General features: G+C 68.3%; 21 protein-coding genes and 1 pseudogene. 4 read left to right on the top strand and 18 right to left on the bottom strand.

Annotation, left to right across the window (positions count from 1 at the left end):
- Positions 1 to 100: 100 nt before the first annotated feature.
- The 16 genes from rnt to ASE43_RS04840 all read right to left on the bottom strand — a co-directional run bounded on the left by rnt (position 101) and on the right by ASE43_RS04840 (position 14,404).
- Positions 101 to 736 carry a ribonuclease T gene (gene rnt / locus ASE43_RS04915; protein ID WP_056176014.1) on the bottom strand — a complete coding sequence of 212 codons (636 nt, stop codon included), beginning with the start codon at positions 734 to 736 and terminating at the stop codon, positions 101 to 103.
- 93 nt (positions 737 to 829) lie between these two features.
- A complete protein-coding gene (locus ASE43_RS04910) occupies positions 830 to 1,486 on the bottom strand; it encodes a DoxX family protein (RefSeq protein WP_057159625.1) in 657 nt (218 codons plus the stop codon).
- Positions 1,487 to 1,545: 59 nt separating this feature from the next.
- Positions 1,546 to 2,328, bottom strand: a complete 783-nt coding sequence (locus ASE43_RS04905) for a putative DNA-binding domain-containing protein (protein ID WP_057159624.1) — start codon at positions 2,326 to 2,328, stop codon at positions 1,546 to 1,548.
- Positions 2,321 to 3,178, bottom strand: coding sequence for a DUF692 domain-containing protein (locus ASE43_RS04900; RefSeq protein ID WP_057159623.1), 858 nt, complete (start codon positions 3,176 to 3,178; stop codon positions 2,321 to 2,323). Before ASE43_RS04900 ends, ASE43_RS04905 begins: the two co-directional genes overlap by 8 nt.
- 10 nt (positions 3,179 to 3,188) lie before the next feature.
- Positions 3,189 to 3,638 (bottom strand): hypothetical protein, encoded by a 450-nt coding sequence (locus ASE43_RS04895; protein WP_057159877.1) that lies wholly within the window; start codon positions 3,636 to 3,638, stop codon positions 3,189 to 3,191.
- Positions 3,639 to 3,744: 106 nt separating this feature from the next.
- Entirely contained in the window at positions 3,745 to 4,260 is a 516-nt protein-coding gene (locus tag ASE43_RS04890; RefSeq protein ID WP_057159622.1) for an RNA polymerase sigma factor, read from the bottom strand.
- 245 nt (positions 4,261 to 4,505) lie between these two features.
- Complete coding sequence (gene phoU / locus ASE43_RS04885; RefSeq protein ID WP_056175999.1) at positions 4,506 to 5,216, bottom strand: phosphate signaling complex protein PhoU; 711 nt, start codon at positions 5,214 to 5,216, stop codon at positions 4,506 to 4,508.
- A gap of 157 nt (positions 5,217 to 5,373) precedes the next feature.
- Complete coding sequence (gene pstB, locus ASE43_RS04880; protein WP_056175996.1) at positions 5,374 to 6,189, bottom strand: phosphate ABC transporter ATP-binding protein PstB; 816 nt, start codon at positions 6,187 to 6,189, stop codon at positions 5,374 to 5,376.
- A 34-nt stretch (positions 6,190 to 6,223) separates the two neighbouring features.
- A complete protein-coding gene (pstA, locus tag ASE43_RS04875; protein WP_056176729.1) occupies positions 6,224 to 7,081 on the bottom strand; it encodes a phosphate ABC transporter permease PstA in 858 nt (285 codons plus the stop codon).
- A gap of 20 nt (positions 7,082 to 7,101) precedes the next feature.
- On the bottom strand, positions 7,102 to 8,067 hold the full coding sequence (gene pstC, locus ASE43_RS04870; RefSeq protein ID WP_056175992.1) for a phosphate ABC transporter permease subunit PstC: 966 nt from the start codon (positions 8,065 to 8,067) through the stop codon (positions 7,102 to 7,104).
- A gap of 176 nt (positions 8,068 to 8,243) precedes the next feature.
- On the bottom strand, positions 8,244 to 9,335 hold the full coding sequence (gene pstS, locus ASE43_RS04865; protein WP_057159876.1) for a phosphate ABC transporter substrate-binding protein PstS: 1,092 nt from the start codon (positions 9,333 to 9,335) through the stop codon (positions 8,244 to 8,246).
- A gap of 454 nt (positions 9,336 to 9,789) precedes the next feature.
- Positions 9,790 to 10,809 carry a phosphate ABC transporter substrate-binding protein PstS gene (gene pstS, locus ASE43_RS04860; protein ID WP_162258752.1) on the bottom strand — a complete coding sequence of 340 codons (1,020 nt, stop codon included), beginning with the start codon at positions 10,807 to 10,809 and terminating at the stop codon, positions 9,790 to 9,792.
- A gap of 232 nt (positions 10,810 to 11,041) precedes the next feature.
- Positions 11,042 to 12,265: an OprO/OprP family phosphate-selective porin gene (locus tag ASE43_RS04855; RefSeq protein ID WP_056175987.1), complete on the bottom strand. Its 1,224-nt coding sequence runs from the start codon at positions 12,263 to 12,265 to the stop codon at positions 11,042 to 11,044.
- 146 nt (positions 12,266 to 12,411) lie between these two features.
- Positions 12,412 to 13,044 (bottom strand): endonuclease III, encoded by a 633-nt coding sequence (gene nth, locus ASE43_RS04850; protein ID WP_057159875.1) that lies wholly within the window; start codon positions 13,042 to 13,044, stop codon positions 12,412 to 12,414.
- A 143-nt stretch (positions 13,045 to 13,187) separates the two neighbouring features.
- The gene (locus ASE43_RS04845) at positions 13,188 to 13,562 is read right to left on the bottom strand and encodes a hypothetical protein (protein ID WP_157499685.1); all 375 of its coding nucleotides are present in this window, start codon (positions 13,560 to 13,562) and stop codon (positions 13,188 to 13,190) included.
- 59 nt (positions 13,563 to 13,621) lie between these two features.
- Positions 13,622 to 14,404 carry an enoyl-CoA hydratase-related protein gene (locus ASE43_RS04840; protein ID WP_056175981.1) on the bottom strand — a complete coding sequence of 261 codons (783 nt, stop codon included), beginning with the start codon at positions 14,402 to 14,404 and terminating at the stop codon, positions 13,622 to 13,624.
- Positions 14,405 to 14,603: 199 nt separating this feature from the next.
- On the opposite strand from ASE43_RS04840, the gene ASE43_RS04835 reads away from it, so the two are divergent.
- The 3 genes and pseudogenes from ASE43_RS04835 (at position 14,604) to ASE43_RS04820 (ending at position 17,152) form a co-directional block, all read left to right on the top strand.
- The gene (locus tag ASE43_RS04835) at positions 14,604 to 15,293 is read left to right on the top strand and encodes an FKBP-type peptidyl-prolyl cis-trans isomerase N-terminal domain-containing protein (RefSeq protein WP_056175978.1); all 690 of its coding nucleotides are present in this window, start codon (positions 14,604 to 14,606) and stop codon (positions 15,291 to 15,293) included.
- A 175-nt stretch (positions 15,294 to 15,468) separates the two neighbouring features.
- A pseudogene (locus tag ASE43_RS04825) lies at positions 15,469 to 16,304 on the top strand (DUF1289 domain-containing protein).
- Positions 16,301 to 17,152, top strand: a complete 852-nt coding sequence (locus tag ASE43_RS04820) for a sulfurtransferase (RefSeq protein WP_057159619.1) — start codon at positions 16,301 to 16,303, stop codon at positions 17,150 to 17,152. Before ASE43_RS04825 ends, ASE43_RS04820 begins: the two are co-directional and overlap by 4 nt.
- A gap of 298 nt (positions 17,153 to 17,450) precedes the next feature.
- Here ASE43_RS04820 and ASE43_RS21670 read toward each other — a convergent pair whose 3' ends face one another.
- Entirely contained in the window at positions 17,451 to 17,909 is a 459-nt protein-coding gene (locus tag ASE43_RS21670) for a hypothetical protein (RefSeq protein WP_056175966.1), read from the bottom strand.
- Positions 17,906 to 18,664 carry an enoyl-CoA hydratase/isomerase family protein gene (locus ASE43_RS04815; protein WP_057159618.1) on the bottom strand — a complete coding sequence of 253 codons (759 nt, stop codon included), beginning with the start codon at positions 18,662 to 18,664 and terminating at the stop codon, positions 17,906 to 17,908. Before ASE43_RS04815 ends, ASE43_RS21670 begins: the two co-directional genes overlap by 4 nt.
- 54 nt (positions 18,665 to 18,718) lie before the next feature.
- On the opposite strand from ASE43_RS04815, the gene ASE43_RS04810 reads away from it, so the two are divergent.
- Positions 18,719 to 19,168, top strand: coding sequence for a copper chaperone PCu(A)C (locus ASE43_RS04810; RefSeq protein WP_057159617.1), 450 nt, complete (start codon positions 18,719 to 18,721; stop codon positions 19,166 to 19,168).
- Positions 19,169 to 19,173: the final 5 nt, after the last annotated feature.

The raw sequence follows: 19,173 nt of genomic DNA, 5'->3' as shown, positions 1-19,173 counted from the left end.
GGGCCCTGGCCGGGCGTCCAAAGATAGGGTCGGGCTGCGACAGGCATGCGGCGCGGCTTGCGGGTCTATGCGAGCGGTTCAGGACGCGCCGCCGCGCGACTCAGTTGCGCGGCCACGCATTGACCACCTTGCAGAACAGCTGCGCGGTGCGTTCGGCGTCGTAGACCGCCGAATGCGCTTCCTCGGCGTTCCACTCGAAGCCTGCGGCCTGGACCGCGCGTGCGAGCACGGTCTGACCGTAGGCCAGACCGCCCAGGGTCACGGTGTCGAACACGCTGAAAGGGTGGAAGGGATTGCGCTTGTGGCCGCTGCGCGCGACCGCGGCGTTGAGGAAATTGAGGTCGAAATGGGCGTTGTGGCCGACCAGGATCGCGCGCTGGCAGGCGTGGCGCTTGATCGCCTCGCGCACCGGCGCGAACACGTTTTCGAGCGCGACCCGCTCGGGCTTGGCGTCGCGGAACGGGTGGTCGATGTCGATGCCGGTGACCTCCAGCGACTTGGGGTCGATCTCGGTCCCCAGCGCCGGCACCACGTGCGCGCTGAAGGTGGTGCCGGGGTACAGCAGGCCTTGGTCGTCCAGTTCCAGGGGCACCACGGCGATCTCGAGCAGGGCGTGGCGGTTCCAGTCGAAACCGCCGGTTTCCACGTCCACCACGACCGGTAGGAAGCCGCGGAAACGGTTGCACAGGCGGGGCGGAGTGGGGGCGGTTTGGGGGGCGAGGCCGGCGTCGATCATGCGGAAAGCCTAGCAGACGGCGGTGACGGGGCTGCTGCGGTGCCCGCGCCCCGCCGCCTCTCGCAAGCGGGAAGAGGCCGGCGGGGCGGGGCGTTAACGCGTGCGCGGACGCAGCCGGCTAGCCGTCAGCAGGACGAGGCCGACCGCGGCCAGAACCAGGCCCGGCAGGGGCAGCAGCATCGCCGCGACCGTGCCGAACAGCAGCAGGCCGGCGCCCCAACCCAGGGCGTCGTTGCGCGCCTGCGCCGGCGCGACGGGCAGCGCGCGCTCGATCAGCGCATCGACGCTGAGGCGACCCGGGCCGCGCAGGATCAGGGGCCACAGCATCGCCAGGAACAGCAGCGGCAGTTTGTAGTTGCCGGCGCCCTGGTCGGTGATCGCGTAGCCCTGGGCGAGCTGGCTCAGGCCCATCCAGTCCTGCGGCCAATGCACAGCCGCGATCGCGACTACGGTCAGCACGAACAGGGCGGCGGCGAAGAAGCGCGTGCCCAGGCCGATCAGCAGGGCGATGCCGCCCAGCAGTTCGAACCAGGTCGCCAGGGACCAGCTCAAGTCGGCGGGAATACGGTCGAACGGAAACGGGAACGCGGCCATGACCTCGGCGAACCAGTTCTGCCCCTGCAGTTTCTCGCGTCCGGATTCGTAGAACTCCCAGGCCAGGACCAGGCGCAGGCCCAGCGGGGCGGTCCAGGCGCCCAGGCCTTCTAGGCGATCGCGCAGCGCATGGGCGCAGCGGGAGAGGAATGGCATGGCGTGCTCCGGCAGGCAACGCGCTGGTACCGCCAGCGCTTTCCCTACAGAGGCGCCGATCAGGCCGAACGGTTCGCGAGCACGCCAGGGACCACGCCGCTGGCGCGCATCTGCTCGAGCAAGGCGCGGCCCTGGGCGACGAAGGCGTCGATGTCGTCGCTGCCGGCCTCGGCGGCGAGCGCGCGCAACTGCTCGCGGCCGCTGAGTTCGGGCGCTTCGCCCAAGCGCTCGACCAGGCGATAGGCCAGCGGACTGAGTTCGGAGAACCGCACCTCGCCGTCGGCCTCGCGCCGCAACAGCAGCAGGGTCGGTTGCGGTGGCGGCGCTTCGGGCTGGAATGCGGGGCCGATGCGGTGCACCGGCCAGGCGTAGGCCAGCGGCCAGGCCAGCGGCGACAGCACCGGCACGCCGTCGAGCAGATCGGCCTGAGGGTCGATCGTGGACGCATCCAGGCCGGCGTCGGACAGCTGCAGGGCCAGCTCGACCCATTCGTAATGCGCCAGCTCGGTCAGGAACGCGGGGGCGAGGTCCTCGCGATCCTCGAGGTAGCGCAGGAATTCGCGCGCAAGCTCGGGAAACAGCGGCGTACGGCAGCGGTGGTCGCGGAAGAAACCGCGCACCAGCGCGGTCCAGCGTTGCTCGCCCAGCAGTTCGTGGATGACCGGGAAGTTGCCGGCCAGCAGGCCTTCGATGTTGTTGAACAGCAGCCCGCGATAGACCTCCAGGCGGCGTTCCTCGATGCCGGCCGGCGCGGGGCTGGCCTGCGGATCGCGCAGGTGGCGGGTCAGTTCGAACTGCTGCGCGCGCAGCCGCGCGGGCGCCTGACTGCGCGGCTCAGCCATGGGCCTGGCGCGCGGCGGCGGGCGCGTGCTCGCGCAGGACCGCGCGCACGGTGTCGAGCTCGCTCACGAGTTCGGCATAGGGCGGGAAATTGAAATCGCGCTCCAGCAGGGTCGGGCGCGCGCCGAAGCGGCGGTAGGCCTCGCCCAGCAGCGACCACACCGCGTCCTTGACCGGCGCGCCGTGGGTGTCGATTTTGAGATCGTCGGCCTCGTCGTAGTGGCCGGCGACATGGATATAGGCGATGCGTTCGCCCGGCAGCGCGGCCAGGAACGCGCTCGCGTCGTAGCGATGGTTGATCGAGTTGACGTAGACGTTGTTGACGTCGAGCAGCAACTCGCAGTCGGCCTCGGCCAGCACCGCGTTGGTGAAATCGATCTCGCTCATCTCCTGGTGCGGAGTGGCGTAGGTCGAAGTGTTCTCGACCGCGATGCGGCGGCCGACGATGTCCTGGGTCTGACGGATGCGCGCGGCCACGTGATGCACCGCTTCCTCGGTGAACGGGATCGGCAGCAGGTCGTAGAGATGGCCGTCGTCGCTGCAGTAGCTCAAGTGTTCGCTGTACAGGCGGACCTGGTGCTGGTCCAGAAAGCGCCGGACCCGGGTCAGGAAGGTCTCGTCCAAGGGTTCGGTGCCGCCCAGCGACAGCGACAGGCCGTGGCAGACCAGCGGGTGGCGCGCGGCGAGTTCGCCCAGGGCGTCGCCGTAGCGCCCGCCGACGCCGATCCAGTTCTCGGGCGCGAGCTCGAGGAAATCGAAATCGGTGGCCGCGGCCGATCGCAGCGGGCCCAGCAGGGCCCGCCGCAAACCGAGACCGACGGCGTCCGCGTTCAGCGGACGCACGCCGTCCATGCTGCGTGGCTCAGACCGAGCCACCGCACTTGCCTTCGCCGCACTTGCCCTCGGCGGCCTTCTTCTTGTCCTTGTCGGCGCCGCACTTGCCTTCGCCGCACTTGCCCTCGGCGGCCTTCTTCTTGTCCTTGTCGGCGCCGCACTTGCCTTCACCGCACTTGCCCTCGGCGGCCTTCTTGTCCTTGTCGGCGCCGCAGCTGCCTTCGGCGTGCTTCTTGTCCTTGTCGGCGCCACAGCTGCCTTCGGCATGCTTCTTGTCGGCGCCGCACTTGCCTTCCGCGGTCTTGGCGTCGGTGGCCTTGGCATCGGCGGCCTTCTCGGCCGTCTGCGCCTGCTGGGCGCCGAGCAGGTAACCCTGCGAGAGGTCGCTCATGGCGAAGGCGGACGCGGACAGGCTGAGGCCGCCGACCAGGGCGGCACCTAGCGCGAGGGCGACGGGTTTCTTGATCTGCTTGGACATGCGCTTGCTCTCCATTACGTTGGCGATGATGACGGGGCAGGCCCGCCGGTTAAAAACTCGGGGCGGAAGCCGGCGCAGTGTGCCCGGTTCCGCGTGTGAAAACTGTTCATGGATCCAGATATTCTCGCGCCAGCGCACGCGCGCGATGCAGGCGCGCCTTGACCGCTTCGCGGGTGAGCGACAGGCGCTCGGCCATTTCGGCGATGCTCAGGCCTTCCAGATCGCGCAGCAGCACGACCTGGCGGTAGTGAGCGGGCAGCGACTCCAGCGCGGCGGCGACGTCGTGGCGCCACTCGCAGGGGTCGGGCAACACCACCGGCATTATGTTCTCGGTGATCGCGTCGCCGGTCAGCAGGCGCATGCCGCGCTTGAGCCGGTTGCATTCGCGCTTGACGATGCGGAAGGTCCAGGAGACGAAGCACTCCAGCGAGCGCAGGTCGCGCAGCTTGCGCGAGACCGTGATCAGGGTTTCCTGGACGGCGTCCTCGACGTCGTTGATGACGCAGTGGAATTCGGCGTAGCGACGCAGGTCCTGGCGCGAACGCACCAGCACGCGCTCGAGCGCGTCGCGGTCGCCCGAACGGGCCGCTGCCAAATCGCCATGGACCATCGAAACGCTCATGCCCTTCGTATCCCTCCGAATCCTTGCTACCAGACCGTAGCGGGGCGCTACGGACATGTACCAAGAGTTAGGGGTTACGGCAAACGGTTCGCGGCGGAGGCGGTCTTGCCGGATATGTTGGGTTTGCGTTCAGTTAGCGAACGCTGAAAACGTTTGCAGATTTGCTGCGCTGCAGCGTACTGCTGCGGCGCCCGGTGCGGGCGCCGCGACCCGGCCCACGCGGTCGCGCGGCCGGGCAGGGGCGCTCAGAGCGCGCCCGTGGTGTTGGTGTCGTCGCGCTTCTCGCGCGGCGGCAGCAACTCCTCGCCCTTGACCAGGAACCAGACGTTCTCGGCGATGTTGGTGGCGTGGTCGCCGATGCGTTCGATGTTCTTGGCCATGAACAGCAGGTGCGTGCAGGGGGTGATGCTGCGCGCGTCCTCCATCATGTAGGTCAGCAGCTCGCGGAACAGGCCGGTGTAGGCGGTGTCGATCTCGGCGTCGCGCGCGCGCACGCGCTGGGCCAGCTCGACGTCGTTCTCGCGGTAGGCGGACAGCACGTCGCGCAGCTGCTTGACCGCCAGCGTGCCCAGCGCATGCAGGCCGGCGATGTGCGGCAGCGGCGGCGACAGGTTCAGCGCGGTGGAGCGCTTGGCGACGTTGGCGGCGTAATCGCCGACGCGTTCGATGTCGGAGGCGATGCGGATCGCGGCCAGGATCTCGCGCAGGTCGCGCGCCATCGGCCCGCGCAGCGCCAGCTTCATCACGTCGTGGCTGATTTCCTGCTCCAGCGCGTCGATCGCCTCGTCGTTGGCGATGATGCGCTCGGCGGCCTTGTCGTCGCGGCGTTCGACCACGTCGAGCGCGGCTTCGAGCTGGGACGCGGCCATCTCGCCCATGCGCAGGGTTTCGTCGAGCAGGCGGCGCTGCTCGTCGTCGTAGCTCTTGACGATGTGATCGTGCATGTGGGTGCTCATATAAGTGTCCTGTGTGCGCTTCCCTTCTCCCGCGGGCGGGAGTAGGTGCCCGAAGGGCGGATGAGGGCCTCCTGGCCCGGTTAACGATGCGACCTGCGTCCTGCGTGCCCTCACCCCAACCCCTCTCCCGCGAGCGGTAGAGGGGCTCAAAGCGGTATCAGCCGAAACGTCCCGTGATGTAGTCCTCGGTCTGCTGCTTGCTCGGCTTGGAGAAGATGGTTTCGGTGGGGCCGTGCTCGATCAGGTCGCCCAGGTACATGAAGGCGGTGAAGTCCGATACGCGCGCGGCCTGCTGCATGTTGTGGGTCACGATCGCGATCGTGTATTCCTTCTTGAGCTCCTCGACCAACTGCTCGATGCGGCTGGTGGAGATCGGGTCCAGCGCCGAGGTCGGTTCGTCCAGCAGCAGCACGTCCGGGCGCAGCGCGACCGCGCGCGCGATGCACAGGCGCTGCTGCTGGCCGCCGGACAGGCCCAGCGCGCTCTGGCCTAGCTTGTCCTTGACCTCGTCCCACAGCGCGCCCTGGCGCAGGGCGTGCTCGACGCGGTCGTTCATCTCCGACTTCGACAGCTTCTCGTGGTGGCGGATGCCGTAGGCGACGTTCTCGAAGATGGTCATCGGGAACGGCACCGGCTTCTGGAACACCATGCCGACCTTGCTGCGCAGGCGGTTCATCGGGTACTTGGGGTCGAGGATGTTGTCGCCGTCCAGCAACACTTCGCCGCGCGCTTCCAGTTTCGGATACAGCGCGTAGATGCGGTTGAAGATGCGCAACAGCGTCGACTTGCCGCAACCGGAGGGGCCGATCAGCGCGGTGACCTGCTTCTCGGGGATCTCCAGGTTGATGCTTTTGAGCGCATGGAACTTGTCGTAGTAGAAATCCAGCCCGCGCGCGGCGAGCTTGACCGGCGCCGGGGCGGCGGCAGTGCTCTCCCGCTCGGGCGTGGCGAGATTGAGGCGGGCGTCGTTCATGGCCGGAGTCCGGTCTAGGTTGCGAAGGGTGAGGTCAGTCATTGGAGATTCGCTTGCGCAGGATCACGGTCCGCGCGAACAGGCTGACGAAGAGGACGAAGCAGGTCAGGACCAGGGCGCCGGCCCAGGCGATGGTGTTCCAGTTCGCGTCCGGGTTGTTGGCGAAGTTGTTCATCGTGACCGGCACACTGGCCATCTCGCGGAAGATGTCCATGCTCCAGTACTGATTGCTCAGCGCGGTGAACAGCAGCGGCGCGGTTTCGCCGGAGATGCGCGCCAGCGCCAGCAGGATGCCGGTGACGATGCCGGCCGAGGCGCTGCGATACAGCACCTGCACGATCACCTTCCACTGCGGCACGCCCAGCGACAATGCGGCTTCGCGCATCTGGCTGGGCACCAGCCGCAGCATCTCGTCGGTGGTGCGCACCACCACCGGCAGCACGATGAAGGCCAGCGCCAGGGCGCCGGCCACGGCCGAGAACTGGCCCATCTGCGCCACCACCAGCGAGTAGATGAACAAGCCCAGCACGATCGACGGCGCCGACAGCAGGATGTCGTTGACGAAGCGCACCACGGTGCCGAACTTGCGCGCGTTGCCGTACTCGGCCAGCCAGGTGCCGGCGGCGATGCCGAGCGGGGTGCCGATCAGGATCGCGATCGTGCACATCACCGCGCTGCCGAAGAAGGCGTTGAGCAGGCCGCCTTCCTGCTGCGGCGGCGGCGTCATCTGGGTGAACAGCGCCCAGTTGATGCCGCCTATGCCCTTGGCGACCAGGGTCCACAGGATCCAGCCCAGGAAGAACAGGCCGAACGCGGCGGCGGCGCAGGCGGCTACGATGGCGACCGCGTTGCCGATGCGACGACGGCGGTAGAGCGCGTCGGCGGCGCGCATCTGCGGGGTGACGGCGGCCATCAGTTGCCCTCCTTGCGCGAGAGTTGCATCAGCATCAGCCGGGCCACGGCCAGTACCGCGAAGGTGACGATGAACAGCACGAAGCCCAGCAGCAGCAGCGCCGAGCGATAGGTTTCGGTGGCCTCGCCGAAGTCGTTGGCGATCACCGCGGCGATGGTGGTGCCCGGTTCGAGCAGCGACACCGAGAAGTTGACGCTGTTGCCGATCACGTAGGCCACCGCCATGGTCTCGCCCAGGGCGCGGCCGAGGCCGAGGAAGACGCCGCCGATCACCGCCGAACGGGTGTAGGGCAGGACGATGTCCCAGCTGACTTCCCACTTGGTCGAGCCCAGCGCGTAGGCCGATTCCTTGAGCCGGGTCGGCACGGTCAGGAACACTTCGCGCATCACCGAGGAGATGAAGGGGATCACCATGATCGCCAGCACGATGCCGGCGGTGAGCATGCCGATGCCCAGCGGCGGGCCCTGGAACAGCGGGCCGATCACCGGCCAGGTGCCGAGGTTGTCGTTGAGCCACGGGGTCACGTATTCGGTCATCACCGGGACCAGCACGAACAGGCCCCACATGCCGTAGATGATCGAGGGGATGCCGGCCAGCAGTTCGATCGCCGTGCCGATCGGGCCGCGCGCCCAGCGCGGCGCGACCTCGGTCAGGAAGAAGGCGATGCCGAAGCTGACCGGCACCGCGATCAGCATCGCGATCAGCGCGGTGACGATGGTGCCGTAGATCGGAACCAGCGCGCCGTATTGGTCCTCCACCGGGTTCCACTCGGCGGTGATGAAGAAGTCGATGCCTTCCTTGGCCAGCACGGCGCGGCCGCCCCAGAGCATCGACAGCGCCGCGCCGGCGAGCGCGATCAGGACGAAGACCACGGTCGCGGTGAGGACGTAACGGAACAGACGATCGTTGCGCGCGTCGGCGTGGTCGCGCGCTAACGGTACTGCGGGGAGGGTGGTCGCGTTCATTGCGATCGAGGGTCCGTGGGGCGCGTGGGGTGGTGGGGCTTGGAGCGGTGTGCGGTTCGGTACGACGCGCTTAAGTCACTGGATGTTCGGCTCCGCCGAAGTGAAGCGGAGCCAGCTTTGGCGGGGAGGACGTTCCGGCAAGGCCGCGCCCGCAACCGCGGGCGCGGGCCGCGACCTCACTTGAACTCCGCCGCCCAATAGGCCTCTACCTGCTTCACCAGCTCCGGCGGCAGCGGCACGTAGTCCAGCGCGCTGGCCTGGGCCTGGCCGTTTTCGAACGCCCACTTGAAGAAGGCGCGGGTGTCGGCGCTGCGCTTGGCGTCCTTGGGCTGCTTGTACATCAGGATGAAATTGGTCGCGGTGATCGGCCAGGCGTCGGCGCCGCTGGCGTTGGTGATCACCAGGTTGAAGTCCTTGGCGTTGGCCCAGTCGGCGCTGGCGGCGGCGGCCTGGAAGGACTCGGCGCTGGGCTGGACGAAGTTGCCCGCGGCGTTCTGCAACTGCGCGTAACCCATCTTGTTCTGCAGCGCATAGGACAGCTCGACGTAGCCGATCGAACCCTTGATCTGCTTCACGTACGAGGCCACGCCTTCGTTGCCCTTGCCGCCGACGCCGCCGGGCCACTGCACCGAGGTGCCTTCGCCGACCTTGCTCTTCCAGGCCGGGCTGACCTTGGCCAGGTAGTTGACGAAGTTGAAGGTGGTGCCCGAGCCGTCGGAGCGGTGGACGATGTTGATCTTGGTCGCCGGCAACGCGGTGCCCGGATTGATCGCGGCGATCGCCGGGTCGTTCCACATCGTGACGGTGCCGAGGAAGATGTCGGCCAGCACAGGGCCGGTCAGGCGCAGCTTGCCGGGTTCCAGGCCTTCGACGTTGACCACCGGCACCACACCGCCGATCGCCGACGGGAACTGGCCCAGGCCCGCGGCCGCGAGTTCCTCGGCCGACAGCGGCTTGTCGGAGGAACCGAAGTCGACGGTGCCGGCCTTGATCTGGGCGATGCCGCCGCCGGAACCGATCGACTGGTAGTTGACCTTGGCGCCGGTGGCCTTGTTGTAATCGTCCGACCACTTCGACAGCAGCGGGTAGATGAAGGTCGCGCCCGCACCGGTGATCAGGGCGGCGGTCTTGTCGCCGGCCGCAGCGGTGTCGGCGGGCGCGGCGCCGTCGGCGGCCGCCTTGGGGGCGTCGGCGCCGGGCTTGCACGCGGCCACGGCCAGCGTCAGGGCGAGGGAAAGGGCGGCGATGCGGGCCGGCGACGATTTCATGCGCAACTCCATGAGGGTGCCGACGAGACTGGCCGGCGGGGCTGCGCCATTTGATGATCTTTTTGTTACAGCGCTATGACATCGTTCGGTAACGAATTTGTAGTGAAAGCCTGAAAGATCGCAGCGGCGGGGCTGGCAGAGTGGGGCAGGGCGTCGGAGGGCGGTGAGGGCGGTGTCAAAAAGCCCTGCGTGGGGAGCATCACCCGCCTGCGGGGAGAGGGGTGAGGGCCCGGCGCGCGGGCGCGGCTCCAACCTCGTCCCGGGCCCTCATCCGCCCTTCGGGCACCTTCTCCCGCGAGCGGGAGAAGGGAATCCAAGGCCCTACGCATGAAGCCCCTCTCCCGCTTGCGGGAGAGGGGTTGGGGTGAGGGCCGGCCGCCAGACGAAGAATTCTCCCCCCAAAACGCAGAACGGGCCCGAAGGCCCGTTCCTCGCAAGCCGATCCTCGTCAGGATCAGTAGTTCATGTTCGCCGACCAATAGGTCTCGATCTGCTTGACCAGCGCGTCCGGCAGCGGCACGTAGTCCAGGGCCTTGGCCTGGGCGTCGCCGTTGGCGTAGGCCCAGCGGAAGAATTCCTTGGCGTTCTTGGCGCCGGCGGCGTTCTTGGGCTGCTTGTACATCAGGATGAAGTTGGTCGCGGTGATCGGCCAGGACTTCTCGCCCGGGGCGTTGGTCATCACCAGGTAGAAGTCCTTGGCGCTGGCCCAATCGGCGCTGGCGGCGGCGGCCTGGAAGGTCTCGTCGCTGGGCAGCACGTAGTTGCCGGCGGCGTTCTTCAGGCGCGAGTAGGCCATCTTGTTCTGCAGCGCGTAGGACAGCTCGACGTAGCCGATGCCGCCCTGGATCTGCTTGACGTAAGCGGCCACGCCTTCGTTGCCCTTGCCGCCTATACCGACCGGCCACTTGACCGCGGTGCCTTCGCCGACCGAGCTCTTCCAGTCGGCGCTGACCTTGGACAGGTAGTTGACGAAGTTGAAGGTGGTGCCCGAACCGTCCGAGCGGTGCACGACGGTGATCTTCTTAGCCGGCAGCTGCACGCCGCCGTTGAGGGCGACGATGGCCGGGTCGTTCCACATCGTGATCTTGCCGAGGAAGATCTTGGCCAGGGTGTCGCCGTCGAGCTTGAGCGCGCCCGAGGCCACGCCCGGCACGTTGATCACCGGCACCACGCCGCCGATCACCGACGGGAACTGGGCCAGGCCGAACTTGGCCAGCTCGTCGGGCTTCATCGGCGCGTCGGAGGAACCGAAGTCCACGGTCGCGGCCTTGATCTGGGCGATGCCGCCGCCGGAGCCGATCGACTGGTAGTTGACCTTTTTCTGGGTCGCCTTGGCGTAGTCGGCCGACCACTTGGACATGATGGGATAAACGAAGGACGCGCCGGCGCCGGTGACGTCGGCGGCCTGAGCGTTGGCGACGAACGCAGTCGCGAGCGCGAGTGCGGCCAGGCGGAAGCGGATGGACTTGAACACGGAGGGCTCCTGGAGAGAGACGGCGGGCATTGACCCGCTCTGGGCGCATTTCATAACGGTTCGATGACAGTCGCGGGTCGGCTATGTGACAGGTCGGTGACATCCGACATGTGGCTGACACGCATGGCCGCTGGCGGGGCCGGAATGCGGACGCAAAAAGGGGCGCGGCGGTGGCCGCGCCCCGAGGCGATTCGCGAAGGTACAGCCAGTGGGGGAGAGAGAGCGCTACGACTTACCAGTAGAACTGCATGCGGACTTCGGTGATGTTCGGGTTGTCGTCGACGTAGCGACGGGTGGTGCCGCCGACCCACTTGCTGCTGTCGACCTTGACGTAGTTCAGCATGAACTTGAAGTTCGAACGCCAGTACCAGTTCACGCCCAGGGTCCACGCGTCCTGCTCGCCGCCGAGCACGCCGGTGGTGGCGCCGGTGGTGAGGTTGCCGCTGCCGTCGTTGAGGTCGATCGTGTCGTAGCGCAGGCCCAGCTGCCACATGCCCGAGGCGGGGTTATCCGGCAGGCCGGTGACCGGGGCGCCGGACTTGTAGGTCCAGGTTTCGCCGGTGATGTTCCACAGGCCGCTGATGTAGCCGCCGTCGAAGTCCACGTCCTGCGCCGTGCCGTAGCGCTTGACGCTGGTCTTCATGTACTCGCCCTGCAGCTTGAACGGGCCGTGCACCCACAGGCCTTCGAAGCCGGTGGTGGCGACGCGGTCGGAGCGGGTGATGCTGCCGGTGCTGACCAGGGTCTGCGAGATGTCGGCCAGCGGACGGGCGCTGAACGAAACCGTATCGCCGGTGTTGAGCGCCGCGGTGCCGCCCAGGTCGGCGTCGTAATCGACGTGCGACAGGCCGAAGTGCAGGATGTTGCCGGCGTCCAGGATCGGCGCCCAGGTGCCGCGCAGGCCGAAGCCGTTGCCGTGCTTGCGGTTGCGGGTCAGCTCGCGGCTGAAATAGGTGGCGTTGACGCCCCAGTTGACGTCGCCGTAGTAGTAACCGACGCCGACGCGGCGCGCGATGCCGAAGGTGTTGGTGATCGAGCCCTTGGCGACGAAGTCGTTGTTCTTCGTCGAGGACAGCTCTTCCATGCTGTTGGGCTGCTTGAACTGGCCGACCTGGATGAAGTGGTTGGCGTTGTTGCCGAACTTGTACTTGACGTTGGCGTCGAGGAACTTGTCGTCCTTGGCGTCGTAGCCCAGCACCCACTCGAAGTTGCCCGGACCCTTGCCCTTCAGCACCAGCTCGGCGCGACGCAGTTCGTTGTCCGAGTCCGTGCCGTCCGGGGCGTCGACGTTGAGGTTCTTGAGGTCGTTGCCGTAGCTGTAGTAGTCGGCCTGGAGCAGGCCTTCGAAGCTGACTTCGGAGTTGCCGATCACGTCGAGGGCGACCTCGGCGTGCGCGGCCGGAGCGACGAGCGCGGCGAGCAGCGCGACGGACAGGGTGCTGCGGGAGAGTTTCATGGCGGGGCCCTAGGGCGTGGTTGGATGCCGCGCAGGCTAGGGTGTGAAAGTTGCGTAAATATGACAGGACTGACTTATTTCGCTGCCATGACCGATGGATGACGGTCGCGCAGGCGCTCCCGCCCAGGCCCGCCGATCCACGCAAATCAAGTAGCGACGGGCTCCGGCTCGCCCGGGGTCTTGTCCGGATAGCGGCACAGGTCGCGGATCGCGCAGTGCGGGCAGTCGGGTTTTCGTGCCTTGCAGACGTAACGTCCGTGCAGGATCAGCCAGTGGTGCGCGTCCTGAAGGTAGGCCGGAGGCACACTTTTGAGCAGGCCGTCCTCGACCGCGCGCACGGTCTTGCCGGGCGCCAGGCCGGTGCGGTTGGCGACCCGGAAGATGTGGGTGTCCACCGCCATCGTCGGCTCGCCAAAGGCGGTGTTGAGCACCACGTTGGCGGTCTTGCGACCGACCCCGGGCAGGGCCTCCAGCGCGGCGCGCTCGCGCGGCACCTCGCCGGCATGCTCGTCCAGCAGGCGCTGCGACAGCGCGACCACGTTGGCGGCCTTGGTGTTGTACAAGCCGATCGTGGCGATGTAGGGCTTCAACCCTTCGACCCCCAGCGCGACGATCGCCTGCGGCGTGTTCGCGACCGGGAACAGTTTGCGGGTGGCCTTGTTGACGCCGACATCGGTGGCCTGCGCCGACAGCGCCACCGCGACCAGCAACTCGTACGGCGTGCTGTATTCGAGCTCGGTGGTCGGCGTGGGGTTGAGCGCCTTGAGCCGGGCGAACATCTCCTCGGCTTCGGCCGCGCCGAGACGGGCGACGCGCTTGGCCGCCTTGGGCTTGGTCTTGGCAGGCGCCTTCGTGCCCGCGCCGGCGGCGTTCTTGCTCGCTCCGCGTTTGCCGGCGGCGGGCATGGGCTTGCGTGCGGGGCTCACGGCTTCTGGCGCTCCGCGGCCTTGGCCTTCGCGCGCGCCAACGCCGCCGCCGCCGCCGAAGGCAGGGCCGGGCGCGTCGCCGGCGCGACTGCCGCTGGCGCCGTGCTTCCGGACGCGGCGGCTTCTAGCGGCGTCGCCTCGGTCTGCGCGCGTGCGCCGGCGCGTTGCGCCGCGCGCTCCTGCGCGCGCTGCGCCAGGCGTGCGTTGCGTGCGCGATAACGCGCCCGCGCGGCGAGCGCATTGCGGCGCGCATCGCGTGCGGCGATCACGTCGGCACGGCATTGCGTCGCGCAGTGTTGGCAAGGGGCGCAGTCGAGCAGGCCCAAAGCGAGCGCGCGATCGAGATCGTCGCTCGCCAGCGCGAGCGCGATCGCGTGCGTGCCCGCCGCGGTGGCGTCGGCGCAACCGCAGCGGCAGGGCGCCGCCGCGCTCACGTGCCGGAGAACACCGGCTTGCGGCGTTCCAGGAAGGCGGTCGTGCCTTCGCGCATGTCGTCGGTCGCGAACATCAGGCCGAACTGCGCGGTCTCGTATTCCAGGCCTTCCTCGATGCCGCACTCGCCGCCGACCGCGACGCAGTCCAGCACGCCGCGCAGCGCCAGCGGCGCGGACGCGGCCAGTTGTTCGGCGAGCTTGAAGGTCTCGGCCTCCAGTTCGGCCGCCGGCACGACGCGATTGACGATGCCCAACTGGCGCGCACGTTCGGCGTCGATGGGCGTGCCGACCAGGCACAGCTCCAGGGTCGCGGCGCGGCCGGCCAGGCGCAGCAGGCGCTGGGTGCCGCCGAAGCCGGGGATCAGGCCGAGGTTGATCTCGGGCTGGCCGACCTTGGCGCTGTCGGCGGCGATGCGCAGGTGGCAGCCCATCGCCAGTTCCAGGCCGCCGCCGAGGGCGAAGCCGTTGACCATCGCGATCACCGGCTTGGGCATCTTCTCGATTCGGCGCATCAGCTTCTGCCCACGCAGCGAGAAATCGCGGCCCTGAACCGGGGTCAGGCCGTTCATCTCCGAGATATCGGCGCCGGCCACGAAGGCCTTGGGGCCGCTGCCGGTCAGGACCACGCAGCGCACCGCCGGGTCGGCGGCGGCGGCCTCGAAGGCCTGGTACAGCGCGTCCAGGGTCTGCGCGTTCAGGGCGTTCAGCTTGTCGGGGCGGTTGACGGCGATCACGCGAACGGCGCCGCGGTCGGTGGTCAGCAGGGGCGATGAGGACATATGAATAGGTATCTGTAGGGAAGGGCACGGCCGCCGGGCAGGAACTCCGAGGCGTCCGCGGGGTCAGAGCCCGGGATGTCAGTGGCGGTTAAGCCTTGCGGCCGCTATCCTACCCCGTCCATCTGGGGGCATACGACCCGATGGGCCTTTCTATCGGGGCGGTCTTATCCGCCCCGTGTCATTACGGAGATTCCAACGAATGAAGTTGCGTTTGATTGCTGCCGCCGCCATCGCGGCCCTGGCTCTGACCGCCGGCAACGCCGTCGCGCAGGACACTTCGTCCGAGAAAGGCAAGCTCAGCTACGCGCTGGGCTACGACCTCGGCCGCAACGCCGTCGAAAGCGGCGAGCAGGTCGATGTGAACACCATCATCAAGGGCCTGCAGGACGGTTACGGCAAGAAGCAGCCGTCGGTGCCGGTCGATCAGCTGCGCACCGCCGTGCAGAACATGCAGAAGCGCCAGCAGGACAAGGCCAAGGCCGAGTGGGAAAAGGCCGCCGCCGAGAACAAGACCAAGAGCGACACCTACCTGGCCCAGAACAAGGCCAAGGCCGGCGTGAAGACCCTGCCCAGCGGCGTGCAGTACCGCGTGATCGAAGTCGGCACCGGCGCCAAGCCGACCCAGACCAACACCGTGCAGCTGGAAGTCGCGGGCCCCTACGCTTGGGGCGAGCGTCCGGCGCAGGCGCGTCCGGCGCAGGCGATCCCCGCCATCAAGGTCAGCGAGATCGAAATGGCCGCGATGCGCGAAGTGCTGCTGCAGATGCCGACCGGTTCGAAGTGGGAAGTGACCCTGCCGCCGGCGTCCGCTTACGGCGCCGATCCGCGCACGCCGTTCCCGCCGAACGTGGCGGTGCAGTTCGAAATCAAGCTGATCAGCACCAAGTAAGCCGATCGCTGAGTTGTCAGGTTGCGCCGGCCCTGCCGGCGCAACTTTTTTGAGCAGTCCACCGGCCTGGCCGGAGTAGTTTGCGAATCACCCGTCGGCTCCGCCGGCGGGGCGTTGAACCCGGCCACGGCCGGTGCGATGCGGCCCCTGCGGCCGCCCTGACGGTCGCGCGAGGATGCGCGGCTTGGTGGTGTGGCGAATGAGCTTCCAATTTCGTGCGGTACTGAGCCCTTGCATCGGCGTTTGCACGCTGGATGAGCAGGGCCTGTGCGAAGGCTGTCACCGCACCACGGCCGAAATCGCGCGTTGGTCGCAGATGAACGACGACGAGCGTCTGCGACTGATGGAACACGTGCTGCCCGACCGCGAGTCGCGACGCCGGTGAGCGCGTCGCCGCCCGATCATCCGATCGACTATCCGCGGCTGCGCGAGGCGCTGTACCCCCTTGCCCGCGAGCCCGCCGGCGACGCCTGGAACCTGGACGAACTGCACGGCCTGCTACCCGAGGCCGAACCCGCGCGCGCCGCGGTGCTGGTGGGCCTGGTCCCGCGCGCGGACGGCACCCGCGTGCTGCTCACGCGCCGCACCGATGCGCTGCGCCAGCATGGCGGCCAGGTCAGCTTTCCCGGCGGTCGCATCGAAACCGCCGACGCCGACGCGGTGGCCGCGGCGATCCGCGAAACCGGCGAGGAGATCGGCCTGGCGCCGGCGCAGATCGCGCCGCTGGGTTATCTCGATCCGCTCGCCACCATCACCGGCTTCCGCGTGCTGCCGGTGGTGGCGACGATAGACCGCGACTACGTGGCGCGGCCGGACCCGAACGAAGTCGCGGATGTGTTCGAAGTGTCGCTGGCCTATCTGATGGATCCGGCCAACCTGACCACGCACACGCTCGATTACCGCGGCCGCGCGCGCCAGGTGCTGGAGTTCCGCTATCCGGACCAGCGCATCTGGGGCGCGACCGCCTCGATGCTGTTGAACCTGCGGCAACGCCTGGAGGCGATCGCATGACCGACTGGACCACCTTGGTGTCCGCGCAGGACCTGGCCGCGCAACTGGGCCGCGAGGATCTGATCGTGATCGACGCCCGCTCCGGCCTGGGCGATCCCGAGGCCGGCCCCGCGGCGTATGCGCAGGCGCATATCCCGGGCGCGCGTTACGCGCATCTGGACCGCGACCTGTCCGATCACCGCAAGCGCAACGCCGGCCGCCACCCCTGGCCCGACGCTGCCGATTTCACGGCCACGCTGGAGCGGTGGGGCGTGTCGCCCGACGACCAGGTCGTGGCCTACGACCACGGCGACGGCGCACTGGCCGCGGCGCGCCTGTGGGCGCTGCTGCGCCTGCTAGGCCATCGCCGCGTGGCCGTGCTCGACGGCGGCTGGCAGCGCTGGACCGCGCTCGGTCTGCCGACCGACGCCGTGGTGCCGACGCCGCAGCCGAGCCGCTATCCGGGCAATTTCGACCAGCACCGCCTGCTGGACGCCGATGCCGTGCGCGCGCATCTCGACGCCGGCGGCTTGCTGATAGACGCGCGCGCGGCCGAACGCTTCCGCGGCGACGTCGAACCGCTGGACCGCGTCGCCGGCCACGTGCCCGGCGCGCGCAACCGTCCGTATGCGCAGAACCTGCAGGACGGCGGTTTCAAGCCGGCCGGCGAACTCGCGCAGGGTTTCGCCGCGGTGATGGGCGAGCACGCGCCGCAACAGACCGTGGTGATGTGCGGCTCCGGCGTCACCGCCTGCCATCACCTGCTGGCGATGGAACATGCCGGCCTGCCGGGCGCGGGCTTGTTCACCGGCTCGTGGAGCGGCTGGATCGACGATCCCTCGCGCCCGATCGCGACCGGCGAAGCCTAAAACCCAGCCTCAGCCCCAGCCCCTGCTTCGCCCCTGCTTGTCTTCCCTCTTTGAAAAAGGGTGAAGGCGTGCGTTTACGAACCGCAGGTTCGTGCGCGACTGAACGCCGGCGGGCTGTGCCCGCTGGCCGGACGGATTGAGGGGGATTTGCTTTGCGGTGCCTACGCAGACGATCCGACAAACTCACCACGACCGTAGGGTGTGGTGAGCGAACGCGAACCGCACCATCGCACCATCCGGACCCACGCGCCGGTGCGGTTATCACCGCACCCTACGTTTGCGTGGTGTCGCGCCTGCGTCAGGGCTTGCTCTCGACCTCGCAACGACGCACCAGCTTCGTGCATTCCGTGGACTCCCAGTCGCTGCGTTGCCAGCAGTAGCTTTCCTCATCCAGCAGGATCAGGTTCCAGCTGATCTTGCGGCCGGCATCGTCGGTGCGGGTCTCGTTGTCCATGACCATCGCCAGGCTGTCTCCGGATTGCCCCCCGACTGTATAGCTCGTCTCTATGCGCTTGCCTGGCTTGCCGTTCTCGCCCTCCGCGTACTGCGACAGGTGCATCCGCTTTCCGTCTTCGGAGAAGCGGATACGTTGGGGCGAAGTACTGCATTGATCGGTGCCGTCCCAGCCCCAGGATTCGGCTGACAGGATCGAGCTCGTCGAGCGGATCGTCTTGGCCTTTTCCTGAGCCACCGCATCGCCGATCGCTACAGGCGATGCGGCCAAAGCCACAACCACAACGGCGCGCCCGATCATCATTTGCCCAACCTCGCCACCAAAGCCTGCAACGCCCCCTGCGTCGAAGGCTGATGCCAAGCCTCGATGAAGTGCTGCAGACGGATGTACTCCGGTTGCAGCGCCTCGATCAGATCGGCGCGCGCGATCAAGCGCGTCTGCAGCATCGCCGCACGCGGCAGCGCCAGCAGGTGCTCCAGCCAGACCCGGGCGCGGGTAGCGACGTTGTCGATGTCGGTCAGCTCATCGACCAGACCCGCTTGCAGCGCCTGTTCGGCGTCCAGCATTTCGCCGGCGACCAGCAGGCGTTCGGCGCGATAGTTGCCGACCACGCGCCGCATCAGGCGCTGGATGCCTTCCGGCGCGACCAGGCCGACCTGGGTTTCGTTGAGGCCGATCCGGAACGGGCCCGAGGCCATGACGCGGTAGTCGCAGCACAGCGCCAGCACGCAGCCGCCGGCGGGGGCGTGGCCGGCCAGCGCGGCCACCACTGGCACCGGGCTGGCGGCCAGCGCCAGCGCGGTGTCGAAGAAGGCCTGCCAGGCGGCCATCAGCGCGTCGCGGTCCGCACCTAGCGACAACAGATGCGGCACGTCCAGACCGGCCGAGAACACCTTGGGGCCGCCGGACAGCACGATGCCCTGGGCGCCGTCCGCGATCGCCTGGCCCAGCGCGGCGCGCAGGTCCTGGCAGAGGCTGGGGTTGAGCGCATTGACCGGCGCGCGCGCCAGCTGCAACTCGACGATTTCGCCGTGGGTGGTGGCGGTGACTAGGCTCATGGGCGCTCCTGCGCGGCGATTCGGGACGGAAAGCTCAGGCGCTATCATAGGCCGATGAAGCCGCCCCGTTCTCGCACCGCCTTTCACGTTCTGGCGCTGCTGTGCGCCCTGTGCGTCGCGCCGTCGGCGCAGGCGCGTGGCTGCACCGCGCGCATCGTCGACGGCTGGGTACGCCTGCCGCCCGCGCAGATGCCGATGATGGCCGGCTTCGGCCGCATCGAGAACCGCTGTCCGACCCCGATCACCATCGTCGGTGTCAGCAGCCCGGCCTTCGGCGACTCCTCGCTGCACGAAACCCGCATCGTCGACGGCATCAGCCGCATGCGCGCGCTGCCGGAACTGCGGATCGCGCCCGACGGCAACGCCACCCTCAAACCCGGCGGCATGCATCTGATGTTGATGCAGCCGCATGCGCCGCTGAAGCCGGGCAGCAAGGTGGTGGTGGAGTTCGCGCTCAAGGGCGGCGGGGTGCTGCGCGGCGAGCTGGAAGCGCGCAAGCCTTAAAGCAA

This window comes from Lysobacter sp. Root983 (genome assembly GCF_001429345.1).
Lineage (GTDB): Bacteria > Pseudomonadota > Gammaproteobacteria > Xanthomonadales > Xanthomonadaceae > Lysobacter.
The sequence above is the reverse complement of the archived record's forward strand: the minus strand, read 5'-3'. Positions and strand labels throughout refer to the sequence as shown.